Origin of the sequence: Gillisia sp. JM1, from assembly GCF_000424645.1 — a bacterium.
In the GTDB taxonomy this organism is placed as follows: Bacteria; Bacteroidota; Bacteroidia; order Flavobacteriales; family Flavobacteriaceae; genus Gillisia.
In genome coordinates, this window is sequence record NZ_KE384218.1 from 2,269,079 (window position 1) to 2,294,252 (window position 25,174).

29 protein-coding genes and 1 other RNA gene are annotated in these 25,174 nt (G+C 34.9%); 14 read left to right on the forward strand and 16 right to left on the reverse strand.

Annotation, left to right across the window (positions count from 1 at the left end):
• Window positions 1-121: 121 nt before the first annotated feature.
• From H033_RS0113600 to lpdA, 5 genes are all read left to right on the forward strand, one after another.
• Window positions 122-982 (forward strand): alpha/beta hydrolase, encoded by an 861-nt coding sequence (locus H033_RS0113600; protein ID WP_026838806.1) that lies wholly within the window; start codon window positions 122-124, stop codon window positions 980-982.
• 25 nt (window positions 983-1,007) lie between these two features.
• On the forward strand, window positions 1,008-1,508 hold the full coding sequence (msrB, locus tag H033_RS0113605; RefSeq protein ID WP_026838807.1) for a peptide-methionine (R)-S-oxide reductase MsrB: 501 nt from the start codon (window positions 1,008-1,010) through the stop codon (window positions 1,506-1,508).
• Window positions 1,509-1,518: 10 nt separating this feature from the next.
• A complete protein-coding gene (gene msrB / locus H033_RS0113610) occupies window positions 1,519-1,917 on the forward strand; it encodes a peptide-methionine (R)-S-oxide reductase MsrB (protein WP_026838808.1) in 399 nt (132 codons plus the stop codon).
• Window positions 1,918-1,933: 16 nt separating this feature from the next.
• Window positions 1,934-2,506, forward strand: coding sequence for a hypothetical protein (locus H033_RS0113615; RefSeq protein WP_026838809.1), 573 nt, complete (start codon window positions 1,934-1,936; stop codon window positions 2,504-2,506).
• A gap of 161 nt (window positions 2,507-2,667) precedes the next feature.
• A complete protein-coding gene (gene lpdA / locus H033_RS0113620; protein WP_026838810.1) occupies window positions 2,668-4,059 on the forward strand; it encodes a dihydrolipoyl dehydrogenase in 1,392 nt (463 codons plus the stop codon).
• Between the two features lie 260 nt (window positions 4,060-4,319).
• Here the strand turns inward: lpdA and H033_RS0113625 are convergent, their stop codons facing one another.
• The 4 genes from H033_RS0113625 to H033_RS0113640 form a co-directional block, all read right to left on the reverse strand.
• Entirely contained in the window at window positions 4,320-5,042 is a 723-nt protein-coding gene (locus H033_RS0113625; protein WP_026838811.1) for a diphthine--ammonia ligase, read from the reverse strand.
• Between the two features lie 5 nt (window positions 5,043-5,047).
• Window positions 5,048-5,467: a type II 3-dehydroquinate dehydratase gene (aroQ, locus tag H033_RS0113630; RefSeq protein ID WP_026838812.1), complete on the reverse strand. Its 420-nt coding sequence runs from the start codon at window positions 5,465-5,467 to the stop codon at window positions 5,048-5,050.
• 159 nt (window positions 5,468-5,626) lie between these two features.
• On the reverse strand, window positions 5,627-6,223 hold the full coding sequence (locus tag H033_RS0113635; RefSeq protein ID WP_026838813.1) for an outer membrane beta-barrel protein: 597 nt from the start codon (window positions 6,221-6,223) through the stop codon (window positions 5,627-5,629).
• A gap of 86 nt (window positions 6,224-6,309) precedes the next feature.
• Window positions 6,310-6,921, reverse strand: coding sequence for a porin family protein (locus tag H033_RS0113640; protein ID WP_026838814.1), 612 nt, complete (start codon window positions 6,919-6,921; stop codon window positions 6,310-6,312).
• Window positions 6,922-7,034: 113 nt separating this feature from the next.
• Here H033_RS0113640 and xerD point away from each other — a divergent pair, with 113 nt between their 5' ends.
• Window positions 7,035-7,937, forward strand: a complete 903-nt coding sequence (gene xerD, locus H033_RS0113645; protein WP_026838815.1) for a site-specific tyrosine recombinase XerD — start codon at window positions 7,035-7,037, stop codon at window positions 7,935-7,937.
• 72 nt (window positions 7,938-8,009) lie between these two features.
• On the forward strand, window positions 8,010-8,960 hold the full coding sequence (locus tag H033_RS0113650) for an aldo/keto reductase (RefSeq protein ID WP_026838816.1): 951 nt from the start codon (window positions 8,010-8,012) through the stop codon (window positions 8,958-8,960).
• Window positions 8,961-9,159: 199 nt separating this feature from the next.
• Here H033_RS0113650 and rny read toward each other — a convergent pair whose 3' ends face one another.
• The 4 genes from rny to H033_RS0113665 all read right to left on the reverse strand — a co-directional run bounded on the left by rny (window position 9,160) and on the right by H033_RS0113665 (window position 11,531).
• Entirely contained in the window at window positions 9,160-10,725 is a 1,566-nt protein-coding gene (gene rny / locus H033_RS0113655) for a ribonuclease Y (protein ID WP_026838817.1), read from the reverse strand.
• 50 nt (window positions 10,726-10,775) lie between these two features.
• A non-coding RNA gene (gene ssrS, locus H033_RS21395) (6S RNA) lies at window positions 10,776-10,882 on the reverse strand.
• Between the two features lie 55 nt (window positions 10,883-10,937).
• Window positions 10,938-11,231, reverse strand: a complete 294-nt coding sequence (locus H033_RS0113660; protein ID WP_026838818.1) for a cell division protein ZapA — start codon at window positions 11,229-11,231, stop codon at window positions 10,938-10,940.
• A 9-nt stretch (window positions 11,232-11,240) separates the two neighbouring features.
• On the reverse strand, window positions 11,241-11,531 hold the full coding sequence (locus H033_RS0113665; protein ID WP_026838819.1) for a hypothetical protein: 291 nt from the start codon (window positions 11,529-11,531) through the stop codon (window positions 11,241-11,243).
• 175 nt (window positions 11,532-11,706) lie between these two features.
• Between H033_RS0113665 and H033_RS0113670 the strand changes: the two genes are divergently transcribed.
• On the forward strand, window positions 11,707-13,401 hold the full coding sequence (locus H033_RS0113670) for a M23 family metallopeptidase (RefSeq protein ID WP_081661854.1): 1,695 nt from the start codon (window positions 11,707-11,709) through the stop codon (window positions 13,399-13,401).
• A gap of 60 nt (window positions 13,402-13,461) precedes the next feature.
• Here H033_RS0113670 and H033_RS0113675 read toward each other — a convergent pair whose 3' ends face one another.
• Entirely contained in the window at window positions 13,462-14,610 is a 1,149-nt protein-coding gene (locus H033_RS0113675) for a cysteine desulfurase family protein (protein ID WP_026838821.1), read from the reverse strand.
• Between the two features lie 87 nt (window positions 14,611-14,697).
• Between H033_RS0113675 and H033_RS0113680 the strand changes: the two genes are divergently transcribed.
• The gene (locus tag H033_RS0113680) at window positions 14,698-15,639 is read left to right on the forward strand and encodes a hypothetical protein (RefSeq protein WP_026838822.1); all 942 of its coding nucleotides are present in this window, start codon (window positions 14,698-14,700) and stop codon (window positions 15,637-15,639) included.
• A gap of 3 nt (window positions 15,640-15,642) precedes the next feature.
• On the opposite strand, the gene H033_RS0113685 is transcribed toward H033_RS0113680, so the two are convergent.
• Together H033_RS0113685 and H033_RS0113690 are read right to left on the reverse strand one after the other, a co-directional pair.
• Entirely contained in the window at window positions 15,643-16,194 is a 552-nt protein-coding gene (locus tag H033_RS0113685; protein ID WP_026838823.1) for a Smr/MutS family protein, read from the reverse strand.
• A 2-nt stretch (window positions 16,195-16,196) separates the two neighbouring features.
• Window positions 16,197-16,403, reverse strand: coding sequence for a hypothetical protein (locus tag H033_RS0113690; RefSeq protein ID WP_026838824.1), 207 nt, complete (start codon window positions 16,401-16,403; stop codon window positions 16,197-16,199).
• A gap of 180 nt (window positions 16,404-16,583) precedes the next feature.
• On the opposite strand from H033_RS0113690, the gene H033_RS0113695 reads away from it, so the two are divergent.
• The 3 genes from H033_RS0113695 (at window position 16,584) to H033_RS20275 (ending at window position 19,264) form a co-directional block, all read left to right on the forward strand.
• Window positions 16,584-18,341 (forward strand): T9SS type A sorting domain-containing protein, encoded by a 1,758-nt coding sequence (locus H033_RS0113695; protein ID WP_026838825.1) that lies wholly within the window; start codon window positions 16,584-16,586, stop codon window positions 18,339-18,341.
• Window positions 18,342-18,620: 279 nt separating this feature from the next.
• The gene (locus tag H033_RS0113700) at window positions 18,621-18,905 is read left to right on the forward strand and encodes a DUF2752 domain-containing protein (RefSeq protein ID WP_026838826.1); all 285 of its coding nucleotides are present in this window, start codon (window positions 18,621-18,623) and stop codon (window positions 18,903-18,905) included.
• Window positions 18,906-18,997: 92 nt separating this feature from the next.
• Window positions 18,998-19,264 (forward strand): CCC motif membrane protein, encoded by a 267-nt coding sequence (locus H033_RS20275; protein ID WP_316928650.1) that lies wholly within the window; start codon window positions 18,998-19,000, stop codon window positions 19,262-19,264.
• Window positions 19,265-19,650: 386 nt separating this feature from the next.
• On the opposite strand, the gene hisS is transcribed toward H033_RS20275, so the two are convergent.
• Window positions 19,651-21,021 carry a histidine--tRNA ligase gene (hisS, locus tag H033_RS0113710; protein WP_026838827.1) on the reverse strand — a complete coding sequence of 457 codons (1,371 nt, stop codon included), beginning with the start codon at window positions 21,019-21,021 and terminating at the stop codon, window positions 19,651-19,653.
• Between the two features lie 201 nt (window positions 21,022-21,222).
• On the opposite strand from hisS, the gene H033_RS0113715 reads away from it, so the two are divergent.
• Window positions 21,223-22,464 (forward strand): ABC transporter permease, encoded by a 1,242-nt coding sequence (locus H033_RS0113715; protein WP_026838828.1) that lies wholly within the window; start codon window positions 21,223-21,225, stop codon window positions 22,462-22,464.
• Here H033_RS0113715 and H033_RS0113720 read toward each other — a convergent pair whose 3' ends face one another.
• The 4 genes from H033_RS0113720 to rpsF form a co-directional block, all read right to left on the reverse strand.
• Window positions 22,465-22,941 carry a DUF6495 family protein gene (locus tag H033_RS0113720; protein ID WP_026838829.1) on the reverse strand — a complete coding sequence of 159 codons (477 nt, stop codon included), beginning with the start codon at window positions 22,939-22,941 and terminating at the stop codon, window positions 22,465-22,467.
• 158 nt (window positions 22,942-23,099) lie between these two features.
• On the reverse strand, window positions 23,100-23,549 hold the full coding sequence (gene rplI, locus H033_RS0113725; protein WP_026838830.1) for a 50S ribosomal protein L9: 450 nt from the start codon (window positions 23,547-23,549) through the stop codon (window positions 23,100-23,102).
• A 13-nt stretch (window positions 23,550-23,562) separates the two neighbouring features.
• Window positions 23,563-23,859 carry a 30S ribosomal protein S18 gene (gene rpsR, locus H033_RS0113730; protein WP_026838831.1) on the reverse strand — a complete coding sequence of 99 codons (297 nt, stop codon included), beginning with the start codon at window positions 23,857-23,859 and terminating at the stop codon, window positions 23,563-23,565.
• Between the two features lie 2 nt (window positions 23,860-23,861).
• Window positions 23,862-24,200, reverse strand: coding sequence for a 30S ribosomal protein S6 (gene rpsF / locus H033_RS0113735; RefSeq protein ID WP_010229179.1), 339 nt, complete (start codon window positions 24,198-24,200; stop codon window positions 23,862-23,864).
• A 268-nt stretch (window positions 24,201-24,468) separates the two neighbouring features.
• On the opposite strand from rpsF, the gene H033_RS0113740 reads away from it, so the two are divergent.
• Window positions 24,469-25,104, forward strand: coding sequence for a LytR/AlgR family response regulator transcription factor (locus tag H033_RS0113740; protein WP_410503528.1), 636 nt, complete (start codon window positions 24,469-24,471; stop codon window positions 25,102-25,104).
• Window positions 25,105-25,174 lie beyond the last annotated feature (70 nt).

A 25,174-nucleotide genomic window follows, 5' to 3' on the forward strand; every position in this document is an offset into this window, starting at 1 on the left:
CTTTAACAATTAACGTTTTTCAAAAATGATACCAATATTATAATTTCTTTACTATACTTCTTAATCCTATTCTCTTGAAATTTTATCTAACTTGGCGCTTCTAAATCATTTTATGATTCAAATGACTGATAAAAAGAAACCAGTTCAAGTCTTACTTGCTCCTAAATATATACTTAGAACAGGCAAAATTTTAACTGCAATCTCACCATTTATTGCAAGCAGATTTGCAGCAAGACTCTTTTTAACTCCGTTTAAATATAAAATTCCGGAGAGAGAAAAAGAGATGGACACTAATTCTATTCAAGAATCTATTCATGTCCCTTCGATAAATAGAGAAATTGTAGTTTATCACTATGGCAAGGCTAATCATAAAGTATTGCTAATTCATGGTTGGAGTGGTACCGGGACTCAAATGGCACTTATTGCAAAGAAACTTGTGGAAAAGGGTTTTGAAGTAATCAGTTTTGATGCGCCAGGTCATGGAAAAGCACCCGGTAAAATTAGTATGATGCCATTTTTCATTGAATCTATCCATCATTTGGAAAAAATGTTTGGTCCATTTCACGCGGCTATAGGACATTCTTTAGGAGGTATGTCTATACTAAAGGCAGTAAAAGATGGTCTTGCCTTGAACAAACTGGTGGTTATTGGAACAGCCAATAGCGTAACCCATATTACAAAGGACTTTGCACAAAATATGCAACTAAATGATAAGGTTGCTAAAAAGATGAAATCCTATTTTGATTCAAAGTTTGGAGAAGATATGGATAATTACTCCGGAGCATTTTCTGCGGAAGCAGTTAAAACTCCTACCTTGGTTATACACGATGAAGATGATGTAGATGTACATGTGAGTTCTGCTTACGAAATTTCCAAAAATCTACATGACAGCCAGTTATTTATAACCGAAGGTCTTGGACACAGAAAGATCTTAGGAGATTTTGAAGTAATTAACAAAATAACAACATTCATCACGGTATAATCTTTGTAGTTTTAAAATAAAAAACATGAAAAATTTATTTTTTGCATTTTTAGCGGTTGTTGCTGTTAGTTGTAATAGCAGCGCTCAAAAAAGTGATACTGAAACAAATTCTAAGGAAGTAGCTTCTAAATATGAAGTCTCAAAAACAGATGCGGAGTGGAAAGCGATTTTAACCCCCGCAGAATATCATATTCTTATAGAGGCTGGAACAGAAAGACCTTTTTCTAGCGAACTGAACAATGTTAAGGAACCAGGAACTTTTGTTTGTGCTGCCTGTGAAACTGACCTCTATAAAACAGAACACAAATTTATGAGCGGAACAGGATGGCCAAGTTTTGATAGAGCAATTGAAGGCGGTATAGAAATGGGATCCGATTCAAAATTAGGATATACCAGAGATGAAATTCATTGTGGTACCTGTGGTGGGCATTTAGGCCATTTATTTAATGATGGACCTCGTGAAACAACTGGAAAAAGACATTGTATAAATGGAGATGCCATGAAGTTTATTCCAGATACTAAATAAGTTATTAGATATGAAAAAATATAATGTAGAGAAGACCGAAGAGGAATGGAAACAAGAACTTTCTGAAGAACAATTTAAGGTTCTAAGGCAGAAAGGTACTGAAGCTCCAAATTCCGGGAAATACAATCTTCATTTTGATAATGGAGAATACCAATGTGCAGCTTGTAAATCAAAACTCTTTGAAAGCAATAGCAAATTTGAAAGCGGATGTGGCTGGCCAAGCTTTGATGATGCAATAGAAGGAACCGTAGAATATGTACAGGACAAAACTTTTGGAATGATGAGAACTGAGATTCTTTGTGCCAATTGTGGCAGCCATTTAGGTCATGTATTTGATGATGGCCCAACCTCTACGGGTCAAAGATTTTGTGTAAATTCGGCAAGTATAGCTTTCAATAAAAATTCTTAAAACTTAAAATTAAATTATGAAAAAAATATCCACTCTTATAATATGTGCTTTTTTCGCACTAGCATCTTGTACCTCAGATAGTGTACAAGGACCTCCCGGACCTCAGGGACCAGAAGGGCCTACTGGAGTAGGTGGATTTATTGGAACTGCAATAGATGTAACTGGAGATTTCACTGCAGATAACTCTTATACTCTATCCTTATTTTTTGATGATATAAACCTAGAAGTATTCGAATCGGATGCTGTATTAGTTTATGTAAAAGTTGGCGATGGACAAGACGACGCTGACGGAAATCCTATTGAAATATTTAGAGCATTACCGCAAACCTATTTTCAAGGAGATAAAACTATTCAGTATAATTTCGACTTTACGTTCGAAGATGTTTTTATCTTTTTAGATGGAGTTAATTCTAATGGAACACTTTTAGATTTCGCTGCTTTAGATGCAGAATTCAGGTTGAATCAAAAATTTAGAGTTATTGTTCTACCAGCAGCTTTTGCTGAGAATAGACAACAATTAGATCGCACTAATATGAATACTGTAATGAAGGAGTTGAATATTAGAGAAGCAGATGTGATCAAACAATAACTAGATCAAAATAAATTATTTTTTCAATGGCTCTTCCCAAAAGGGAGAGCCATTTTTAATTTAATGATCATTCTAGAAATATCACTAATTCTAATTCTTTCAGTTTAGGCTTATATTCCTTAAATTCGCAACTTCTAAAAATGTCATAAAAATTTCGAAATATGAGTAAATACGATATCATTGTTCTAGGAAGTGGTCCGGGAGGTTACGTAACCGCAATTCGCGCTTCACAACTTGGTTTTAAAACCGCAATCATCGAAAAGGAAAAACTTGGTGGTGTATGTCTTAATTGGGGTTGTATCCCAACCAAAGCCTTACTTAAAAGTGCTCAGGTATTCGATTATTTAAAACATGCCGAAGACTATGGTCTTACTCTTCAAAAACCAGATAAAGATTTTGGAGCTGTTGTAAAGCGAAGTAGAGATGTAGCAGATGGAATGAGCAAGGGAGTTCAGTTCTTAATGAAAAAGAACAAGATAGACGTTATTGAAGGTTTTGGTAAACTTAAAGGCGGCAAGAAAGTTCAGGTTACAGATAAGGATAATAAGACAAAAGATGTTGAAGCAGATCATATAATTGTTGCAACCGGAGCAAGATCTAGAGAATTGCCAAATCTTAAACAAGATGGTAAAAAGGTAATTGGGTACCGTGAAGCAATGACTTTAAAGACACAACCAAAATCTATGATCGTTGTTGGTTCTGGAGCAATTGGAGTGGAGTTTGCCCATTTTTACAATGCCATGGGAACAGATGTTACCATAGTAGAATTTCTACCAAATCTTGTTCCTTTGGAGGACGAAGAAGTTTCCAAGCAGTTTGAAAGAAGTGTGAAAAAAGCCGGAATTAAAGTAATGACTAATTCTTCTGTAGAGAGTGTAGACACTTCAGGAAAATTAATAAAAGCTAAAGTTAAGACCAAAAAAGGGGAAGAAACTCTTGAAGCAGAGATCGTACTTTCTGCAGTTGGTATAAAAACCAATATAGAAAACATCGGTTTAGAAGAACTTGGTATAAAAACAGATAAAGATAAGATTGTTGTTAATGAATGGTACCAAACCAACGTTGCCGGCATTTATGCAATTGGAGATGTGACAGATGGTCCTGCCTTAGCTCACGTAGCTTCTGCGGAAGGTATTACTTGTGTAGAAAAGATTGCAGGAGTTCATGTTGAAGCAATAGACTACGGAAACATCCCTGGATGTACTTACGCCTCTCCAGAAATTGCATCGGTTGGAATGACAGAAAAGCAAGCTAAAGAGGCTGGTTACGAACTTAAAATTGGTAAATTTCCTTTCTCTGCATCTGGAAAAGCAAAAGCTGCTGGAACTCCGGATGGTTTCGTAAAAGTTATTTTTGATGCTAAATATGGCGAATGGTTAGGTTGCCATATGATTGGTGCTGGGGTAACAGATATGATCGCAGAAGCGGTGCTTGGAAGAAAGTTAGAAACTACAGGACATGAAGTTTTAAAAACAATTCACCCACACCCAACGATGAGTGAGGCGGTGATGGAAGCTGTTGCTGCAGCTTATGATGAGGTGATCCACTTATAGATGTAAGACCGCTCTGCTTCTAGACATAAGACAATAGATCAAATTTCTAATTATTTATAATCAGTGGTTTGTAAATTATTAAGCTTTCAAAATTAGGAAATTTACTGAATTTTGAAATTTTTAAAATCAAGGGCGTAGGCTCAAGATTCTTAAACATTCTTGTACTTGCAGGATAATTCAGTATTAGCTGTACTTTACCGACTAAGAATGTAATACAATAAAAAAAGCTCCGAGAAATCTCGGAGCTTTTTTTATTGTTATTATTTCGGGAGGAGATCACAATACCAGAAAGCGGTATCCCAAGATCGGGTGTTGTCTTTAAAGCAGTCGTCATCAGTTTTAGAAGGCGAATATTTTTTTTCAACAATCTCTCCAACTTCAAATTTTATAGGCTCTTTAAAGTTAGGGCCGTCATAAACAAAAGTATGAAATTCACCATTCTCTCCACAAGGATCCACATTTGCCGGTAAGCTATTTATAAATTCCAGATCTATTTCTCTCCCGCAAAAAGACTTATCTAATACTTTCGCATTTACACAAAGCGTAATCGCTTTAAATCCAAGATTAATAAATTCGGTGATTAACTCCTTTGTATCATTTTTCCAAAGAGGGAAAACAGCCTCAATTCCAATTTTATCCAACTGCTCCTCACGATACTTTTTGAGATCTTCTAAAAAAATATCTCCGAAAACACTATGGGTATAATCCTCGGATTTCAAGTTCATAACAGCTTCATTCATAATAGTATTATACGTGTCCATTGAAACAGTACCTTTTAGCTCTATTAGTTTCAAGGGCACACCAATACTTTCTGCCTGTTTGACTAGTAACTCGGTTCTTAGGCCATGCATTGAAACTCTATCTACTTCAGAATTAACAGTAGTGACGAGTTTTTCTACCTGATATTTCTTGGTCTTTTGAAGCTTGTATAATGCCAAGGCTGCATCCTTTCCACTACTCCAATTTAAATAGGTTTTGTACATGTGCCTTATCCTTTTATAAAACTTGAGATCGCCAGATCGTAGCTTTGTAATCCAAAACCGAGGATGACCCCTTTAGCATTAGGAGAAATATAAGATTTATGGCGGAACTTTTCTCTGGAGAACGTATTGGAAATATGGACTTCTACCACTGGAGTAGAGATAGCTTTAACCGCATCTCCTATTCCTATAGAAGTATGAGTGTAAGCTGCAGCATTCAATATGATACCATCAAATTCTTTATCTGCTTTTTGGAGCTCATCAATTAACTCTCCTTCTATGTTACTCTGGAAATGAGACAACTCGGCATCTCTAAATTGAAATTGAAGTTTGGAGAAATAATCTTCGAAATTTTGATTTCCGTAAGTATCTGGTTCTCGAGTTCCCAAAAGATTTAGATTAGGACCGTTTATTATAATTAATTTCATAGGATTAACTTAGTGATAAAGTGAGGCTATTTAATCCCTCATTGAGGGTTTAATTCCCCGAGGCTTGCCCGAAACATTCAGGCGGGCTTGCCTCGAATTTTTGAAAGTATTTTCTAATTCATACCTCGTGGGCTTGCCCTGAGGTTCTTGATTATTCTATTATAGTCTGTCTACAGGACTTAACCTATAACCAATACCGATCATTATATTATTGAATTTAAAATCTTGAGAGGGCAATCCTAAAAAATCATCTACTTTTCTTCTACTCACCTCATAGGTATATCTTCCTTGAATAAATATAGATTTGGTAATATCCATACCCAATCCTGCCCCTAGCTCCCAACCAAATTGATCTTTAGTCCCAATTTCATCCTCACCCCCCAATAAATAAGTTACTTGAGTTCCTGCCTGTACATTAAAACCTTTCTGCCCAATTTGATATTTAAGCATAAGTGGTAAATAAATAATATTAAAGTCATTTACGTGTGCAAAATTTACAGCAGGTTGTAAATGGAATTTTTCGTTAATATAAATATCTACAAATGCACCAGCATATCCTCCTGAGCCGTAATCGTTCCAATTTGCATTCTCTTTTTTCCCATTTACTTCGGCATACACATAGCCCCCAATAAATCCAACTTTGGTGTCTTTAGACCTTCTATTTTGTGCATTTAAAATTGAGGTTGAAGTTAAAATTATAAAAATCAATAAAGCGATTCTTGGCATATCCTTATTTTTAAAAAATAAAAGTACCATAAATATCAATTTTGTACCTAATAAAATGAGAGCAAAAAAAATGCGGAAGAGAATCTTCCGCATTTAAAATATTTTAAATTTATTTTCTAGAACATAAATCCTATCCCTCCCTGCAATACAGAATGTTTTACATCACTGTTACTGAAAAAGGAATCATCGTAAACATCAGAAAGACCATAATTATAACGTGCATTCACAAAAAATCCACCTCTAAATTTATAGGAAGCTCCAAGTCCTAAACTAATATCCACTTTATTAAACTGATCTTCATCTAAGGGAATATCTCCACTATCTTCACTTGGATTAGTATCTATTTCACTATTCACTAAAAATCCTATCTGAGGCCCTGCTTCTATAGAAAGTCCCTCTATTAAATAATACTTAGCTAATATCGGCACATTGATATAATCTAACTGATATTCTATATCATTGGCGTCATTTCTACTGGCAATGTCATATCCTTGTCCAGAATAAAGGACCTCTGGTTGTACAGAAAATTTGTCTGAAACAGGGATCTCTGCCAAAAGACCTAAATTAAAAGATGTTCTGGAATTGGGATTATCAAAATCTCCAAATCCATCTCCACTAAAGGTACTGGAGTTAATGCCTCCTTTAACCCCAAACATTACATATTCCTGAGCGCTTAAACCACCCATACTTAACAAAGCTATTCCTATTAATAAAATTGACTTTTTCATTTGTTTATATTTTAAGTTCACGAGCAAAATTAGTCCTACATTTGTTAAGGAAGTGTTATTCAAACTTAAAGTATTGCCAATTGTAAAATCCGCTTTTGTTAATAATCAGAAATATGACTTGGGCACAAGCTTTACTAGATTATAAGAATTATATGCTAATAGAACGGGGGCTATCAGATAATTCTGTGGCTAACTATTCTTTAGACATTCATAAGCTTATTAACCATCTGGAGACTAATAAGATCTCGATCTCTCCTATAAAGATCTCTGCGGAAATACTCCAGCAATTTATTTTTGAAATAGCTAAATCTTTAAATCCCAGATCACAATCCAGAGTTATTTCTGGCTTAAAAAGTTTTTTTGATTATTTGATCTTTGAAGGATATAGAGAACATAATCCCATGGAAATTATTGAATCTCCAAAGATTGGAAGGAAACTCCCAGATGTACTTTCAATTGCTGAAATTGATAAAATGATAGAGCATATCGATCTAGGTAATCCTCAAGGAGAACGAAACAGAGCGATTATAGAAACTTTATACGGATGTGGTCTTCGGGTATCTGAATTATTAGATCTTAAAATTTCAGATCTATTCTTTAAAGAAGGATTTATAAAAGTTACCGGTAAGGGAGACAAGCAACGCTTTGTTCCAGTGAGTTCCATCACAGAGAATTATATTACAGAATATCTTCAAAATTCCAGAAATAATAATACTATCCAACCAAAAGCTTCAGATATCATATTTTTAAATAGAAGGGGCAATTCTCTTACCAGAGCGATGATCTTTACCATCGTTCGGAATCTTGCAAAACAAGCTGGAATTCAGAAGAAAATAAGTCCGCACACCTTTAGACATTCCTTTGCTACCCATTTATTGGAAAATGGAGCCGATTTAAGAGCCATACAGCTTATGCTGGGACACGAAAGCATTACAACTACAGAAATTTATATGCACGTGGATAAAAGCCATTTAAAACAAGTGATACATAGTTTTCATCCCAGAAGCAATTATTAATGTTTTGCTAAACCTTCTTATTAATTTTTTATTGAGCTTCTTCCTGAGTAAATTGAATAAAAATTAAGAAAAATGAAGTATTTAAATTTTAAAAACGGAAATAAAATGCCTTCCATTGGACTAGGCACTTGGAAATCTGATAAAGGAGAAGTAGGAAAGGCGGTAAAAATTGCTATAAAAAATGGTTACAGACATATAGATTGTGCAGCTGTTTACGGGAATGAAGCTGAAATTGGGGAAGCACTTTCTGAAGTCCTGAAAGAAGGAATCATAAAGCGGGAAGATCTTTGGATCACCTCGAAACTTTGGAATAACGCCCATAAGTCTGAAGATGTAATTCCTGCACTTAAGCAAACCTTAAAAGATCTTCAATTAGACTACTTGGATCTATATCTTATACACTGGCCAGTTGCCTTTAAACCAGATGTGGCTAACCCGGAAAAGGATGAGGACTTTTTATCGCTCGAGGAGGCACCTATCATAGAAACATGGAACAAGATGCTGGAGGCCAAAAAAGAAGGTCTTACAAGACATGTGGGAGTTTCTAATTTTAGCGCAACCAAATTAAAGGATCTCTTATCTAAAACCGAGGATGGACCGGAAGTAAATCAAGTAGAATTGCATCCCTACCTACAACAAAACTCCCTTATAGAATTTTGTAGTAAAAATGGTATTCACTTAACCGCTTATTCTCCATTAGGAAGTGGAGACAGAGTGGACGCTATGAAAGCAGCAGATGAGCCTTCTCTTTTAGAAAATAAGGTCATCCAAAAAATCGCGAATAAACATGGAGCTTCCCTTGCTCAAGTTTTAATTAATTGGAACACTTTACGTGGAACTGCCGTAATCCCGAAGTCCACTAATGAAGGGAGAATAATAGAGAATATGGAAAGTACGGGAGTGAATTTAGATGAAGAAGATCTTAAACAAATCGCTTCTTTGGATGAACACTTTAGATATGTTACTGGAGAATTCTTTGTAACTAAAGGAAATAGCTATAGTGATATTTACGACGAACAATAATATTGCGTCACCCGTCCCGAATGGTCGGGATATTTCAGGGTCTCATTTATTTTGCTCATTTATAGTATTATTAGATTCTGAAACAAGTTCAGAATGACGGTTAGGAAAATTTTTAATATTACGGAAACGCAGTTACATAATTTGTATAAACCAAAAAATCCCGCAAATTGCGGGATTTTTTTATTATTTGACACTAAATTTACTTCGCAATATTTACTGCTCTGGTTTCTCTAATCACAGTAACTTTAACCTGTCCAGGATACGTCATATCTGTTTGGATCTTTTGAGAGATCTCAAAAGATAAATTTGCAGCCTTATCATCTGTTACTCTTTCACTCTCCACAATAACTCTCAACTCTCTACCTGCCTGGATAGCGTAAGCTTTCTTAACACCGCCAAATCCAAATGCGATCTCCTCAAGATCTTTAAGTCTTTGGATATAAGAATCCAATACTTGTCTTCTTGCTCCAGGTCTTGCTCCGCTTATCGCATCACATACCTGAATAATAGGAGATAATAAAGAAGTCATCTCTATTTCATCATGGTGAGCACCAATTGCATTACATACCTCTGGCTTTTCTCCATATTTCTCTGCCCATTGCATTCCAAGCACCGCATGTGGTACTTCTGTTTCGGTATCTGGTACTTTTCCTATATCATGTAAAAGTCCTGCACGTTTTGCCAATTTAGGATTCAAACCAAGTTCTGCTGCCATCACTCCACATAGCTTAGCTACTTCTCTTGAGTGATGTAATAAATTCTGACCATAAGAAGAACGATATTTCATTCTACCTACTACTTTGATCAATTCAGGATGTAATCCATGGATACCAAGATCAATAACAGTACGTTTTCCTATGTCTATAATTTCTTCGTCTATCTGCTTTCTGGTTTTCTTAACCACTTCTTCAATTCTGGCAGGGTGTATTCTACCATCTGTAACCAATTTATGAAGTGACAATCTTGCAACCTCTCTTCGTACACTATCAAAACAAGAAAGAATAATTGCTTCAGGAGTATCATCTACAATGATCTCTACTCCGGTAGCTGCTTCTATCGCTCTAATGTTTCTACCTTCTCTACCAATAATTCGACCTTTAACATCATCGCTCTCCAAATTGAATACAGAAACACAATTCTCAATAGCTTCTTCAGTACCAATTCTTTGAATGGTATTTATAATAATCTTCTTAGCTTCTTGCTGTGCGGTTAGTTTAGCCTCTTCAATAGTTTCTTGAATAAGCGCCATTGCATCTGCCTTTGCTGTATCTCTCAAAGTTTCTGTAAGCTGAGACTTCGCATCTTCAGCAGATAATCCAGATATCACTTCCAATTGCTGGATTTGACTGTGGTGCAATTTATCTATATCCTCTTTCTTCTTCTCTAAATAGTCGTTTCTGTGATCGTAGTCTTTGATCTTGTCTTCTATCTCTTTATTTAGATTTTTGTTTTTAGCAAGTTCACTAGATACTTGAGACTCCTTATCACGAGTTCTTTTTTCAGATTCTTGGATCTTTTTATCTCGGGAAAGGATCACTTTTTCATGCTCAGACTTTAATTCTATAAACTTCTCTTTAGCTTGAAGAATTTTATCTTTTTTAATGTTCTCGGCATCAGCTTTTGCTTCTCTTAAAATGGCGGCTGCAGACTTTTTAGCACCTTTAGTGATTTTTGAAGCGTTATTTTTCTCTAGATACTTAGCTACTGCAAATCCAATTGCTAAACCAACTATCCCCACAACTATCATAATAATTATTGATTCCATATATTTAATTTAATTGTATAAAAAAGCCTGTACTAGATCAAATTTTGTATAAACTCCGTAAAATAAGTATAGGGTTAACAAGCTGATCAAGTATCCGCTCTAAGACGGCTCGCTTTTACAACTTAAACTCACCCTTTTTAAAGAATTCGTGTTGAGTTTATCAAATATATATCACTAATACAGGCAGTAAACCTTAATGCTATTTAAAAGAACTAGGTAGCTAATTGTTCCTGAAGAAGATTATTGAGTGACCTCAATTTTTCTTCCATCAGTTTCACTTCGCTAGAATTATCTATAGATTTTTGCTCGGTCTGGGCCGCAAACTGTAAGGCACACATAGCCAAAACATCTTGCTTATCCCTTACGGCATAACTTTGCTCAAATTGCTTAATCATCGCTTCTATCTTCTTTGCAGCTATACGTAAGCCTTCTTCCTGTTCAGCCTGAATGGTGAGAGGATACACGCGATCTGCAATAGATAATTTAATTTTAAGCTTGTCGGACATTAATTCTTTTTATTCTGAAAGTTGAACAATACATTGATCAATTTCCCTTATTAAACCGTTTATTTTGAGCTTGGTCTCTTTCTTATAATCGTTACTGCCTAGCATCGCGTTGGCGGCTTTTAGTGTATGAATTCGTTTTTCTGAATTTTTCACTTCTTCAGATAAACGTTCATTTTCAACTTTCAAAATTGCTAATTCTTCCTGAATTGAATGTTGTGACTGCTTTGTAGCTTCATACTTATGAAGCAACTTGCTAATTCTATTTTCAAGACTATCAACTATTTCGGTTAGATCACTCATAAAAGCTTAACGCGCTACTAATATTCACAAAGTTAACATACCGCTTGAAATTTCCCAATACTTTTATAGCTATTTTCAAAATAGGGGAAATTTAATCTAAGTTACATTAAACCAAAGCTTTAATTATCTCTAAAAGTTTAATTATATTTATCCCCCCATAAAAATGCTGTTTTATATGACTATGAAGAAGACCCTAGCCCTAACATTATTACTTTTTAATGCTACTATTCAAGCTCAATCCAAAATACCTGCAGATTTCTTTAAAAATCCCTTAGCTGTAGACTTAGTGCTCTCTGGTACTTTTGGAGAATTGCGTTCCAATCACTTTCACTCTGGGATGGATATAAAGACACAACAACGTGAAGGACTGCAAGTATTGGCCGCAGGAGATGGCTACGTAAGCAGAATTAATATCCAGCACTACGGCTACGGTAAGGCTCTTTATATTCAACATCCAAACGGATATACTACTGTTTATGGACATCTTCAGAAATTTTCTCCAGCAATAGAAGCCTATATCAAAAAGCAGCAATACGCGAAAGAAACCTATGAAATTGAGCTTTTCCCAAAAGCAGACGAACTAAAAGTTTCTGCCAGTGAGTTAGTTGCTATGAGTGGAAATACTGGTGGAAGCGGTGGTCCGCATTTGCATTTTGAAATAAGGGATGGGCAACAACGACCAATGAATCCTAACTTATTCGGAATTGAGATCAAAGATACACAAGCTCCAACGGTAAATAGCTTGTGGGTATATCCCTTAGGAGAGAATGCTCATGTAAATGGTTCTGGAGAGAGACAGCGAGTAAAACTTACCCCGCTAAAAGATGGTTCTTTTAAAGCTGAAAGCATTAATGCTTGTGGAGAAATTGCTTTTGGAGTGAATACTACAGATAAACTGGACGGAGCTCCAAATAACAATGGAATATATCAGATAGACACAAATCTGAATGGAGATAACATTTTTCAGCTAAATTTCGATCGATTTTCCTTTTCTGAAACCAGACATCTTAATCAGTTAATAGATTATGAATATTTCAGTAACAATAAAAGCAGGATTACTAGATTATATGTTCAACCTAACAATCCGTTAAGTGTTTATAAGAATGTCGTGGATCAAGGGACTATTAATATTCAAGATAGTTTAACCTATTTGTATAATATTACTATCCTTGATTTTGCCGGGAATGAGCGAGTAATTCGAGTGCCTATTAAAGGGCAGCAACCCACCAATACGATAACCAAGAAAACCAAAGAGACCGATTATCTGGTAAAAGCAAATGAAGCATTTTCTGTGGAAGAAAACGGGATTGATGTATATATCCCAAAAGGAAGTTTGTATGAAGATACTTTTCTGGATATTTCTTTCACTGGAGATACCATTCATTTTCACGAGGACAATATTCCCATCCACAGCAATATCACTATTGGTTTTGATGTAAGCGAGTATTCTGAAGAAAGTAAGGAAAAGATGTTTATTGCCAGATTAGGATATCGAGGAAGACCCAGCTATTCTACTACCTATAAAAAAGAGAATAGATTCACTACCGGTGTCCGCACTTTTGGAGATTATACTTTGGCTTCAGATGTCAAACCACCTTCCATATCTCCTGTAAACTTTAAAGATGGGCAATGGATCTCCAGTAATGAAAATATAAAAGTTAGAATAACCGACGATCTTACAGGAATAAAAAGTTATCGAGCAACTGTTAATGGAAAGTTCATTTTGATGGAATACGAGTATAAGAATAACACTTTAACACATGATTTTAGTGATGCTATACTTACTGAAACCGAAAACAAATTGAAGCTGATCGTTATAGATAATGTAGGTAACAGCAATACTTACGAAGCTACTTTCTTTAGGAAATAGAGTAAAAAATATTTTCTAAATATTGAAATAGGCTGGTTATAATAAACCCTCGATGAGGGTTTAACCTTCCATAAATTCTTTGAGTACAGAGATCACATAATCCAATTCATCTTTAGTGTTGAATCTTGAGAATGAAAACCTTAGAGAAGGTTTTCTCATATCTTCTTCGGAAAGAAAAGCACTTAATACATGAGAACCTTTGTCGCTTCCACTCTGGCAAGCAGAACCTTTAGAGCAAGCAATTCCTTTAAGATCTAATTGAAACAATAACATCAAGGCTTTTTCAGGTGGAATTGGTAGGCAAATATTCACTAAAGTATAAGTGCTTTTAGAAAAATCCTTGCAGTTCCCATTGAATTTAACTCCAGGAATATTTTCTTCTAATTGCTCTATAAAATAAGTTTTTAAAGAACTCACATAGGCTTGCTCTTCTTCTAGATTCGCATAAGCCAGTTTAAAAGCTTCTTCCAAGCCAACAATATTATGCACACTCTCTGTCCCGGCACGCTGCCCACGTTCCTGTTCTCCTCCAAATATTAAAGGTTTAAGTCCGCTGTTTTTACGAATAAATGCAAATCCAACACCTTTTGGACCGTGAAATTTATGAGCGCTCACGGCTGTAAAGTCGATGGGGATTTCCTTGAGATCCATATTATAATGCCCTATAGATTGCACAGCATCACAGTGGAACAGGGCTTTATGGTCTTTGCATAATGTTCCTACTTTTTGAACATCCAGTAAATTCCCTATTTCGTTATTTACATGCATTAAACTCACCAAAGTTTTTACTTCAGTATTGGCTAGTAATTCTTCTAAATGAACAAGGTCTACATTACCGGTAGGATCTATGTTTACATAATCTACCTCTATCTCATAGCTCTCCTTAAGCTGGTCTACAGTATACAAAACTGCGTGATGTTCTATTTTAGAAGTGATAATTCTTTTCACACCAAGATCTCGCACGGCAGAATTTAAAGCCAGATTATCGGCTTCGGTTCCCCCTGATGTAAAGATTATTTCAGCAGCAGTTACATTTAATATATTAGCTATCGTCTTTCTAGCGTTCTCAATTAAAGATTTAGATGACCTACCGTAACTATGTATAGAAGAAGGATTTCCGTAAAAATCTTTCATTGTGGTCGTCATTCTATCTATAACTTCATCACGCATTTGCGTGGTTGCGGCACTATCTAAATATACTTTTCTCATCGAGTGCAAAAATAAAAGAAATAAAATTATTTTAGGGATGCTCTGCTATAAAATCCTAATGCTTTATTTTTGTTGAAAACGAAAACTATGCGCAAGTACTTTTATATAGCCTTTTTATTCATTGGATTTACTTCTTGTGATGACGGTGATATTATAATAAACAACTTTGATTTTGGCGATACCACTATTAAAAGTTGCGCTAAGGATGGCAAGCCGAAAGTCTTCTTCAAAATAAACACAGAGGATGTTTTTGAATCTATATCACTAGTTATTAATAATGCGGATGTTAGTAACTTAAAAAATATTATTTCTACAACTACAGATCCTATTAGCTTTAGTCTTGATAATAACAATAAAATAAATTATCGCCTTTACGATGGAACTGTAACCAACGATTATTTTTGTAATACGTTACCCCCAAGCAATCCCAAAGTAGTTCAAGAATTTATAAGTGTAGGTGGAACAGTTGTAATTACTACTGAAGAGGAATATATTGATAAGGAGGATAGTGATGGAGATGGAATTGATGACGTAGATGAATTAACCGAAGATACCGATGGAGATGGAATAATGAATGTTTTAGACATCGATGATGATGGTGATAATGTAGCTACATCTAGAGAAACAACTACTGCTAACGACGACCCTTTAGTTAATGGATTAAGAGATACCGATGACGATGGCATTCCAAATTACTTAGATAATGACGACGATGGAGATGAAATATTAACCAGAGAAGAAGTTACTGCAGGAGATCTCTTTCCAAATAATCCCGCAAATGCAAATGATGCGGATCTTGCACATTATTTGAATCCTTTTATTTCAGATAAATTTACTGGAGATATAAATACATTACCGAATGAAATATCGGTGAAATATAGATCTATTATTACTATAGAAAGATTGAAACTTCAAAATCAGGATGGCAGTGCAGAAGAAATTGCATTTGAGGCTTACAATTTTGGGGAGTTTATATCAACGAATATTGAAATAACTATACCACCAACTCCGGCTACAGAGGACAATTAGAATTTAAGAATTCTGATAAATATAAACTTCGGTAGCGCCTAAGCCATACTTCTGGAAATTCGCGTCGTAAAATTTAAGGTTATCATATCGCCCTAATAGATAATCTAGTTCAGCTTTTAGAACTCCCTCTCCCACTCCGTGTATAAATACGATCTTTGGGATACGCTTACTAATAGCAAAATTAATCTGTCGTTTGGCTGTTTCCAGCTGATTGTTTAAGATATCGAAATTGCTCATTCCTCTATAGGAATTCACCAATTTCTCGATATGCAGATCCACTTCCATAGGTGGAGCGTTGCGCTCTTTAGGTTTTACTTTTAGAGTTTTGGCCCGTTTTGTAGGTTGCTTTTCCTTAATTATATCTGAAATAGAGATATTCTCTGAAGCTATCATTCTACTCTGCTCCTCTTCAATCTTAACTAATTCTGAAGCATAAAATTCCATTAAAAAGCCTTCAGACGTTTCAACATAAATAGTTTCCCCATCTATATTAATAACTTTTCCTTTTAAAGCATCATCCAATACCTCTACTCTATCATTAACTTCAAACTTCATAATTAAGATTTTTCTTCATTGTTTTCATCCTCATCATCCTTTGTTTCAATCCAAAAATTTGTAGCTCGGTACAATCCAAACATAATGATGACCAAACCTAAGACCTGTAAATATTGGTTTCTATCCTCTTCAGAAATAGTATAAATTATTATTGCGCCCCCAATTACGATAAGGATTGTATTGATGAGTTGACCGTATTTTTTATTCATAATATACTGATAATTAACACTTAAAGACTTAAATAACTATATTCACTTAAAATAAGAACTTCGGGGCAAGCACACAAGGTATGGAATCCGAAAATTCTTTTAAATAATCGAGGCAGGCCTCGGGTAATCAAACCCTCAATGAGGGATTAAAGCGCTATTTTTAATTAAAATCTTAAGGCGATGAGGCAAATATACATTTTAGTACTATTTATTGTACCATTCTACGCACATTGTCAATTAAACATAAAACCAAATCAAGATTTAGATACCTACTTGTATTCTGAAGGTGCGCTGGTGTATGTAGAACAAGGAATTCATTTAATACCTAATCTGGGAGAGAAACCAAAACCCAGTATTTATTTAAGAAAAGAAGCACAGTTAATCCAAGGAAAATCCAATTCTAAAAATAGTGGAGATGGAATTATCTCTCTATTTCAAGAAGGAAATGCAAGTGATTTTACTTATAATTATTGGAGCATGCCGGTAAGTAATACTAGCTCTAATAATTCCTTTGGAAGTTTATTCTTTGATCCAGTTACCAAAACTGAAAGTCAGCCAGCAATAATCACTTCAAACTATAATGGAACTTCTCAACCATTAAGCATCTCTAATAAATGGATCTATAAATTTTCTGGCTACGAATATTCCGACTGGGAATTTATTGGGAACAATTTTAATATTCAGCCAGGAGAAGGGTTTACCATGAAGGGAGTGAATGGTACGAACACCTCCATAAACATCTATAATATCCCTAACAACCCTGGAAACCAACAACGTTATGATCTCCGAGGAAAACCAAATTCAGGAGTTTATGAATTAGACATTCAGGAAGAAAGCAATAAACTTATTGGGAACCCCTACCCTTCTGCTTTAGACCTTAATGCCTTTCTTCAGGATAATAAAAGCACTACGGGAATTGCTTATTTCTGGGATTCTAAAAATATAGATTCTCACTATTTGAAAGAATATGAGGGCGGTTATGGCGCCTATTCTCCGGGAGGGGGGATTTACGGATATGTGCCGGCTATCTTCAATAAGTTTGATGGCTCTGGGAATACAATTTCAGAAGGAGGAACTATTGGAGCTTATTACGCCAGAAGGTTCTCTCCAATAGGTCAAGGCTTTATTGTAATTGGAAGCCAAGATGGAAAAATTATATTCGATAATAAATACCGGAACTTTATAAAAGAAGATCAGCATTTATCTGAGTTCAAATCCAAAAAAGGAGGCGGAAAAGGCTTAGAAACTGAGGAGGAGTTCCCAATGCTAAGGTTAAATATCGAATTACAGAACAACTACATTAGGCAAATACTTTTGGTGCTGCGCGATAACGCCACAAAAGCAGCAGATCATGCAATGGATGCCATTAATCCTGAATACTTGAGCTCTGATGCGGGTTGGATGATTGAAGACGAGAATTATCTTATTAATGTTAGGCCATTAGATGAGCTTGAAGAAATCCCCCTTTTTATAGTGCTTTCAGAAACTTCAGAGATCGTTTTTAGTATTGCTGAAATAAAACGAATAACATCCAAAGTATTTCTATTGGATTCTTCTACTAACCTGTATTACAATCTAAGTAATGGGCCAATTAAGTTTAATTTGGAGGCTGGCGAATATTCTGAAAGATTTAAAATCACCTACACAAACAAGGAGCAGATCTATATAAATTGGGATATAGTAAAAGATATCACCAATTTCAGCATTTTCCAGAACAATCCCGAATCTAGATTAGAAATAAGAATTCCTGATAAATCTACTCCGAGAGATATTGTACTTTTTGACAGTTTAGGCAAAAAGATCTTTGAGAAAAAAGGAATTACCAACGAGAATTACCATGAATTTTCTACCAGAAAATTGAGCAAAGGATTATATATTCTTAAAATAACTAATAAGGATGATACTATAATTTCCAAAAAAGTGATAATTTCAAATTAATTTAAAAATCTCGGGAAAACCCAAAAGGTGTTTTCCATTAATGATCGGGATAGAATAAAAATCAAGAACCTCGGGGCAAGCCCGCCCGAACGGTACGGGCGAGCCCACGAGGTATGTCCCGATGGTTCGGGAGGAAAATATTTTTAAAAATTCTAGGCATCCCGATGGCTATAGGGACCGGGAATTAAACCCTCAATGAGGGATTAAAAAATCGAGCTTAGCCCGCCTAATGTTTCGGGCAGACAAGGAAATAAAACCTCAGTGAGGGAAATTGAAATTATGGAAGAACTATTACTTCCCTGTTTAAATAAACAACTTTTCGGAATTGATTGTTATGGCTGTGGTGGCCAGCGCTCAATATTGTTACTATTAAATGGAGATTTTCATGGAGCATTTTTTATGTTCCCGGCTATCTATCCGATATTGATCTTGCTTGGCTTTGTGGTTTTCAACCTTTTTTATAAATTCCAAAAGGACTATTTCATCAAAATAACGCTTATACTAATTACTGCAATTGTGTTAGCTGTTAGTTATTTAATTAAAATGTATTATTTTTTCAACTAAAACCAACCAATAAACGAATTCAACTTATGGAATTAAACAAGCAAGAATTACCTAATGCCACTCTAATACTAATTTTATGAATATTATCTATTATAGGTTGCTGCTGTTATGGCGTTGTAGGTGCGATATTTGCGATTATAACATTAGTCTTAGCTAAAAAGGCCATGGAAATTTATAATGCAAATCCCGAACTGTATATGGGATATCAAAATGTAAAAATAGGTCGCATCCTGGCAATTATTGGCTTAGTGCTAAGGGTCTTGTTTATGCTGACTATTATTGGAGCGCTAATATTTTATGGAGGAATGGAAGGTTTAGAAGAATTCCAGCGCGAGATGATGGAGCAACAAGGGATGTAATTGAATGCTTATATAAATATAAAGCCCCAGAAATGTGATATTTCTGGGGCTTTATATTTTCACCTTACTTTATAGGAATTCTTGACTTCTCGTCACCCTGAGACCCGTGATAAAAAATTATCTAACGGAGGAAATTGACGTATGAAAGATGCTGAAACGAGTTCAGCATGACGGAAGTTCGTCACACTGTCCCGATACTTCGGGAGTTCAGGGTCTCTTATTTGGAGTAACTTTGAAATTACGTCAATGGTAACTTGTTTCAGGATCTCCTTAATAAGAAGAACGAAGATGCTGAAACTCCCGATACCTAGGTACAGCATGACGAAAAATTCAGAAACAGTTGATAAAAATTATCACGGACTGAAACATGGACAATTAAAAATATTTTAATCCAATTTTTCTATTAAAGCTTCTATAGATATTTTTTCCTGATCTCCGGAAACCATGTCTTTAAGCCCGTAGACTTTATTATTCATCTCTTCTTCACCTGCTAGAACCACAAATGGAATTTCACGTCTATTGGCATAATTCATTTGTTTCTTCATTTTGGCTGCGTCTGGATATAGCTCTGCAGCAATTCCTGAATCTCTTAATTTCTGAACGGCTTTCAAACCATAAAGGGCTTCCTTTTCACCAAAGTTTATAAATAATACTTTGGTATTAGCTGTAACCGTATCTGGGAAAAGATCGAGTTCTTCTAAAACAAGATAAATTCTATCCAATCCGAATGAGACCCCAACTCCGCTCATGTCTTTTAAGCCGAAGATACCAGTAAGATCATCATATCTTCCACCGCCGCCAATAGAACCCATCTTAACAGTGTTTGGTGGAGCAACTTCAAAAATAGCTCCTGTATAGTAATTTAAGCCTCGCGCTAAGGTAACATCCAGATCTAAATGCGCCGATTTCAATGGCATTTCAGAAATTACATTCTGAATAAATTGCAATTCTTCAACACCTTTCATACCTATTTCTGAATTAGAAAGAATTTGCTTCAGCACTTCCATTTTCTCACCAAAATTGCCTTTCAGCCCAAAAATTGGTTGAATATTCTGTAATGCTTCCATAGAAATCCCTTTTTCAAGCATCTCTTTTTTCACACCATCTTCTCCAATTTTATCTAATTTATCTAAGGCAACAGTAAAATCTATCAATCTATCCTGCTCTCCAATCACTTCAGCAAAACCAGATAAAACCTTTCTATTGTTAAGTTTTATAGTAACACCTTCAAGACGAAGATTAGTAAACACTTCATCATATAACTGAATGAATTCTACTTCTTGCCAAAGGCTGTTACTCCCAACCACATCTGCATCACATTGAAAGAACTCTCTAAACCTTCCCTTCTGTGGTCTATCTGCTCTCCACACCGGCTGGATCTGGTAGCGCTTAAACGGAAACTCTACCTCACTTTGGTGTTGAACCACATATCTAGCAAAAGGAACCGTAAGATCGTACCTCAAGGCTTTTTCGCTAATAGAAGGCGTAAGCTTAAGGCTATCTGAATTACTATAAGCTTCTTGATCTGCTTTTTTAAGAAAATCTCCTGAATTTAGGATCTTAAAGATCAACCTATCCCCTTCTTCCCCATATTTTCCCATCAAAGTATCTGAATTTTCAAAACTTGGGGTTTCAATTGGTTGAAATCCGAATTTTTCAAATTGTGCTTTAATCGAATTCATTATATAAGTCCGCTTAGAAACTTCTAAAGGAGAAAAGTCTCTGGTACCTTTTGGGATCGATGGTTTTTGTGCCATAATTTTATTTTGTGATATACTGGTGAATGTATTTTTACTTCAGCTCACATGAGTACAAGGACATCAATATTTTCAACAGTTATTTCAATTTTATTAATGCTGCAAATATCTTAATTTTTGAATGAACCGAAACAAATTTCAAAATTTAAGTAACATATAGGTATCTTGATAGTCTAATCTTTTTGTTAGACCCGATATATTATGTTTCAACTTTTTAAAGAAAATGTAAGAATTGCTTTTGAATCTATTAAAAGTCAGATTCTTAGAACGATACTCACCGTATTAATTATCGCTATTGGAATTACCGCATTGGTTGGTATTCTTAGTGCTGTTAGTGCTTTAGAGAATACTATTAGTAGCGATTTTGCTTCCATGGGTTCTAATACTTTTAATTTGCAACGTTACGAATTCGTTACTCAACAACGTGGGGGCGACGAAAAGGAAAAAATAAATCCAATTTTATCTTACAGAGAAGTTCGAACTTTTAAAGAGAATTTTGTTTTCCCTAAAACTCAAACTTCCCTTTCCTTTAACGGAACTGGAAATGCCGAAGTAAAATATGAAAGTGAAAAAACAGATCCTGAGGTTTCTGTGATAGGAGTAAATGAGAATTTTCTTACCAACTCTGGACTAAAACTGGAGAACGGTCGTGAATTCAATTATTTTGATATTCAAAATAACAACAAAGTTGCTATTCTAGGAGCCGATTTTGCTGAAGGACTTTTCAAGAACATGAATCCAATTAACAAAACAATAAGCGTTCGCGGGGCGAAATTCCAGGTTATTGGAATTTTGGAATCTAAGGGCTCTACCTTTGGTAACAATCAAGATCTACGTGTTTTGATCCCTATAGAAACAGCGAGATCCATTTATACTCAACCGAATATCAACTACAACATAAGTGTAAAAGTTGACGATAAGGAGCTAATGGAAAGTGCACAAAGTGAAGCAATTATCACTTTCAGAAATATTCGTGGTCTTAATCCTGTGGAAGACAATAATTTTGGAATAGAAAAGAGTGACGATCTTATTAATAGAATCCTCTCGATCACCGGCTATCTAAATATTGCTGCCTGGATAATTTCTATTATCACGATCTTCGGTTCTTCTATCGCCTTAATGAATATTATGTTAGTTTCTGTAGCAGAAAGAACTAGAGAAATAGGAATTCGGAAAGCATTAGGTGCCAAGAAAAGCACCATCGCTACTCAATTCTTCATGGAAACCCTTATTATCGGTCAATTGGGAGGACTCTTGGGAATTATACTCGGAATTTTAATTGGATACGCGGTATCATCTGTAGCCGACTTTGATTTTGTAACCCCATGGAAAGCGATGCTTTGGGCAACCGGAATTACTATTTTAGTAGCGATACTTGCAGGAAGTTACCCTGCTAATAAAGCTGCCAAACAAGATCCTATAGAATCCTTGAGGTACGAATAATTAATTATTCTCTACCATATCGTTAAAATACTCGAACAATTTCCCTTTAGTAATAACAGCACCTTGTTTTATCAAAGCAAAAATATCTTTATTTCTATCCTCGCTCACCGCTTTGGTAGAAGTATAAAGATTCACCGCATCATTCAATAAATTGCTTTGAAGCCATTGGTAGCCTTCTCTGGTAGTTACATCTATTGCTTCGTTCTCTACTTTTACGGCGACAAGTTTAATTTCTGCCATTGTAATATTGAACAAATACATTTGGTGTTTAGAAAAATGTTCCAGATAAGTTACTTTCTCTAAAACCCCTTCCCAAATAAGATCACTAAAAACATCCAATTCATCTTCAGCAACCTCTGGTTTATCTTTTTTGATCTTTTCCCACTCGTCTGCAGTGATAGATTGAGAGGCCAGAAAATTTATAAATTCCTGATGTAATTCTTCAAATTGTTCTTTGGTAAGTCTATTATATTTCATGTTCAAAATCCTGAAAAGTTAAAATGTATATTTCTTCATTTGTATAATTTAAGAAGAAATAACATTTTTAATATGTTCACTTTAAAATAAGTATAAAAAAAAAGCTGCTCAAAAAATATCAGTGATATTCTTTAAGCAGCTCTAAATAATTTATTTGATTAAGCCTCAGCTACAACGTCAAAACTAAAGGTAGAAATCACTTCACGATGAAAACGCAAAGTAGCTTCATATTGTCCTAAACGCTTTATGTTTCCACCGGCGATCGTAATATATTTTTTCTCCAATTCTACTCCTTCTTTTGCTAATGCATCAGATAAGTCTCCATTGGTAATAGATCCAAACATCTTGTCTCCACCACCTGCTTTTGCAGTAAGTTTCATTTCCAATCCGTTTAGTTTAGCTGCTTGTTTTTTAGCTGCATCTATATTCTTTTGCTCTTTAAAAGCTTGTTGCTTAATAGTTTCAGCTAATACCTTCTTTGCTGAAGGAGTTGCCAAATCTGCAAAACCTTGAGGAATTAAAAAATTTCTACCGTAACCATGCTTCACAGTTACCATATCATTTTTAAATCCTAAATTGTCTACGTCTTTTTTAAGTATCAATTCCATAATTGCCTCTTTCTTATTTTAATAAATCGCCAACATACGGCATTAATGCTAAGTGACGAGAACGTTTAACCGCTACAGCCACTTTACGCTGATATTTTAAAGAAGTTCCTGTTAAACGACGTGGTAACAATTTACCTTGCTCGTTTACGAAGCTCAATAACCAATCTGCATCTTTATAGTCGATATATTTAATACCAGATCTCTTAAACCTACAATACTTTTTAGCTTTGTTGGTTTCTATATTTAACGGAGTTAAATACCTGATTTCTCCGTCTTTTTTTCCTTTTGCTTGTTGTTCAATAGATGACATAACTACGCTTTTTCTTTGTTTCTATTTCTTCTTTTCTCTGCCCAAGCAATAGCATGTTTATCTAAACGTACAGTTAGATAACGCATCATACGCTCTTCTCTTCTGAATTCTACTTCTAAAGGATTGATTACCTCTCCTGGAGCTTGGAATTCGAATAAGTGGTAAAATCCACTTTTTTTGTGTTGGATTGCATAAGCTAATTTTTTTAGCCCCCAATCTTCTTTGGATACCATCTTGGCGCCGTTAGAAACAAGAAAATCTTCATATTTCTTAACTGTCTCCTTTATCTGTTCATCAGATAAAACGGGATTCAAGATGAAAACAGTTTCATAATGATTCATAAACTATGATTTAAATTAATTTGGCTGCAAAAGTAACACTATTTTTATTATATGCAAAGTCTTTCTTATTGCGTCTTAAGTGTTTTATGCACTTCAAATAGAAAAATGGTGTTTCATCGAAACCTAATTTCTATTTATCTTGTATTAGTAAAATTTAATGAGTAATATTGTTAACACTTAACCTTATCAAGACGTGGACGAAATATTACTTAAATGTGCTGTTGTGGATGATTCTAGCTTACAACGTTTATCGATTGTAAAGCTTATAATGGATCACCCTAACTTAAAGGTGGTTGCACAATACAATAATGCAATAGAAACCAAGAACGGTTTACTAGATATAGAAGTAGATCTTATATTTCTAGATATTGAGATGCCAATCCTTTCAGGCTTTGAGCTTCTAGATGATCTTCCAAATAAACCTCAAATTATATTTGTTACAGGTAAAACAAAATATGCTTTCAAAGCATTTGATTATGATGCGGTAGATTACATCCACAAACCGGTTAATAGAGAACGTTTTAATAATGCCGTTGCAAAGGCCATTAATCTTTATCAGTTAAAGACCAATGGAGCTCCTGTTGAAGATGAAAATTTCATCTTTGTAAAAAGCAACCTTAAGAATAGAAAGGTATTTCTTAGCAAACTTAAGTATATAGAAGCTTTAGGGGATTACGTGAAGTTTGTAACCGAAAAGGATACTTTTGTAGTGCTTGCAACCATGAAATCTTTTGAACAGCAATTACCCTCAGATAAGTTTTTGAGAATTCATAAATCTTATATTGTAAATCTTGAAAAAGTAGAACGTTATAATAGTAAGAATATAGAGATCGATAAGCAGCAACTGCCGCTAAGTAGACATAAGAAAGCAAATCTTATAGAAGCTTTAAGCTCAATGCAATAAATTCTAAACGTTCAAAAAGAAATAGCTTCCTTCACTAAGCGATCTAATTATTATAATTAATGATCTTGCG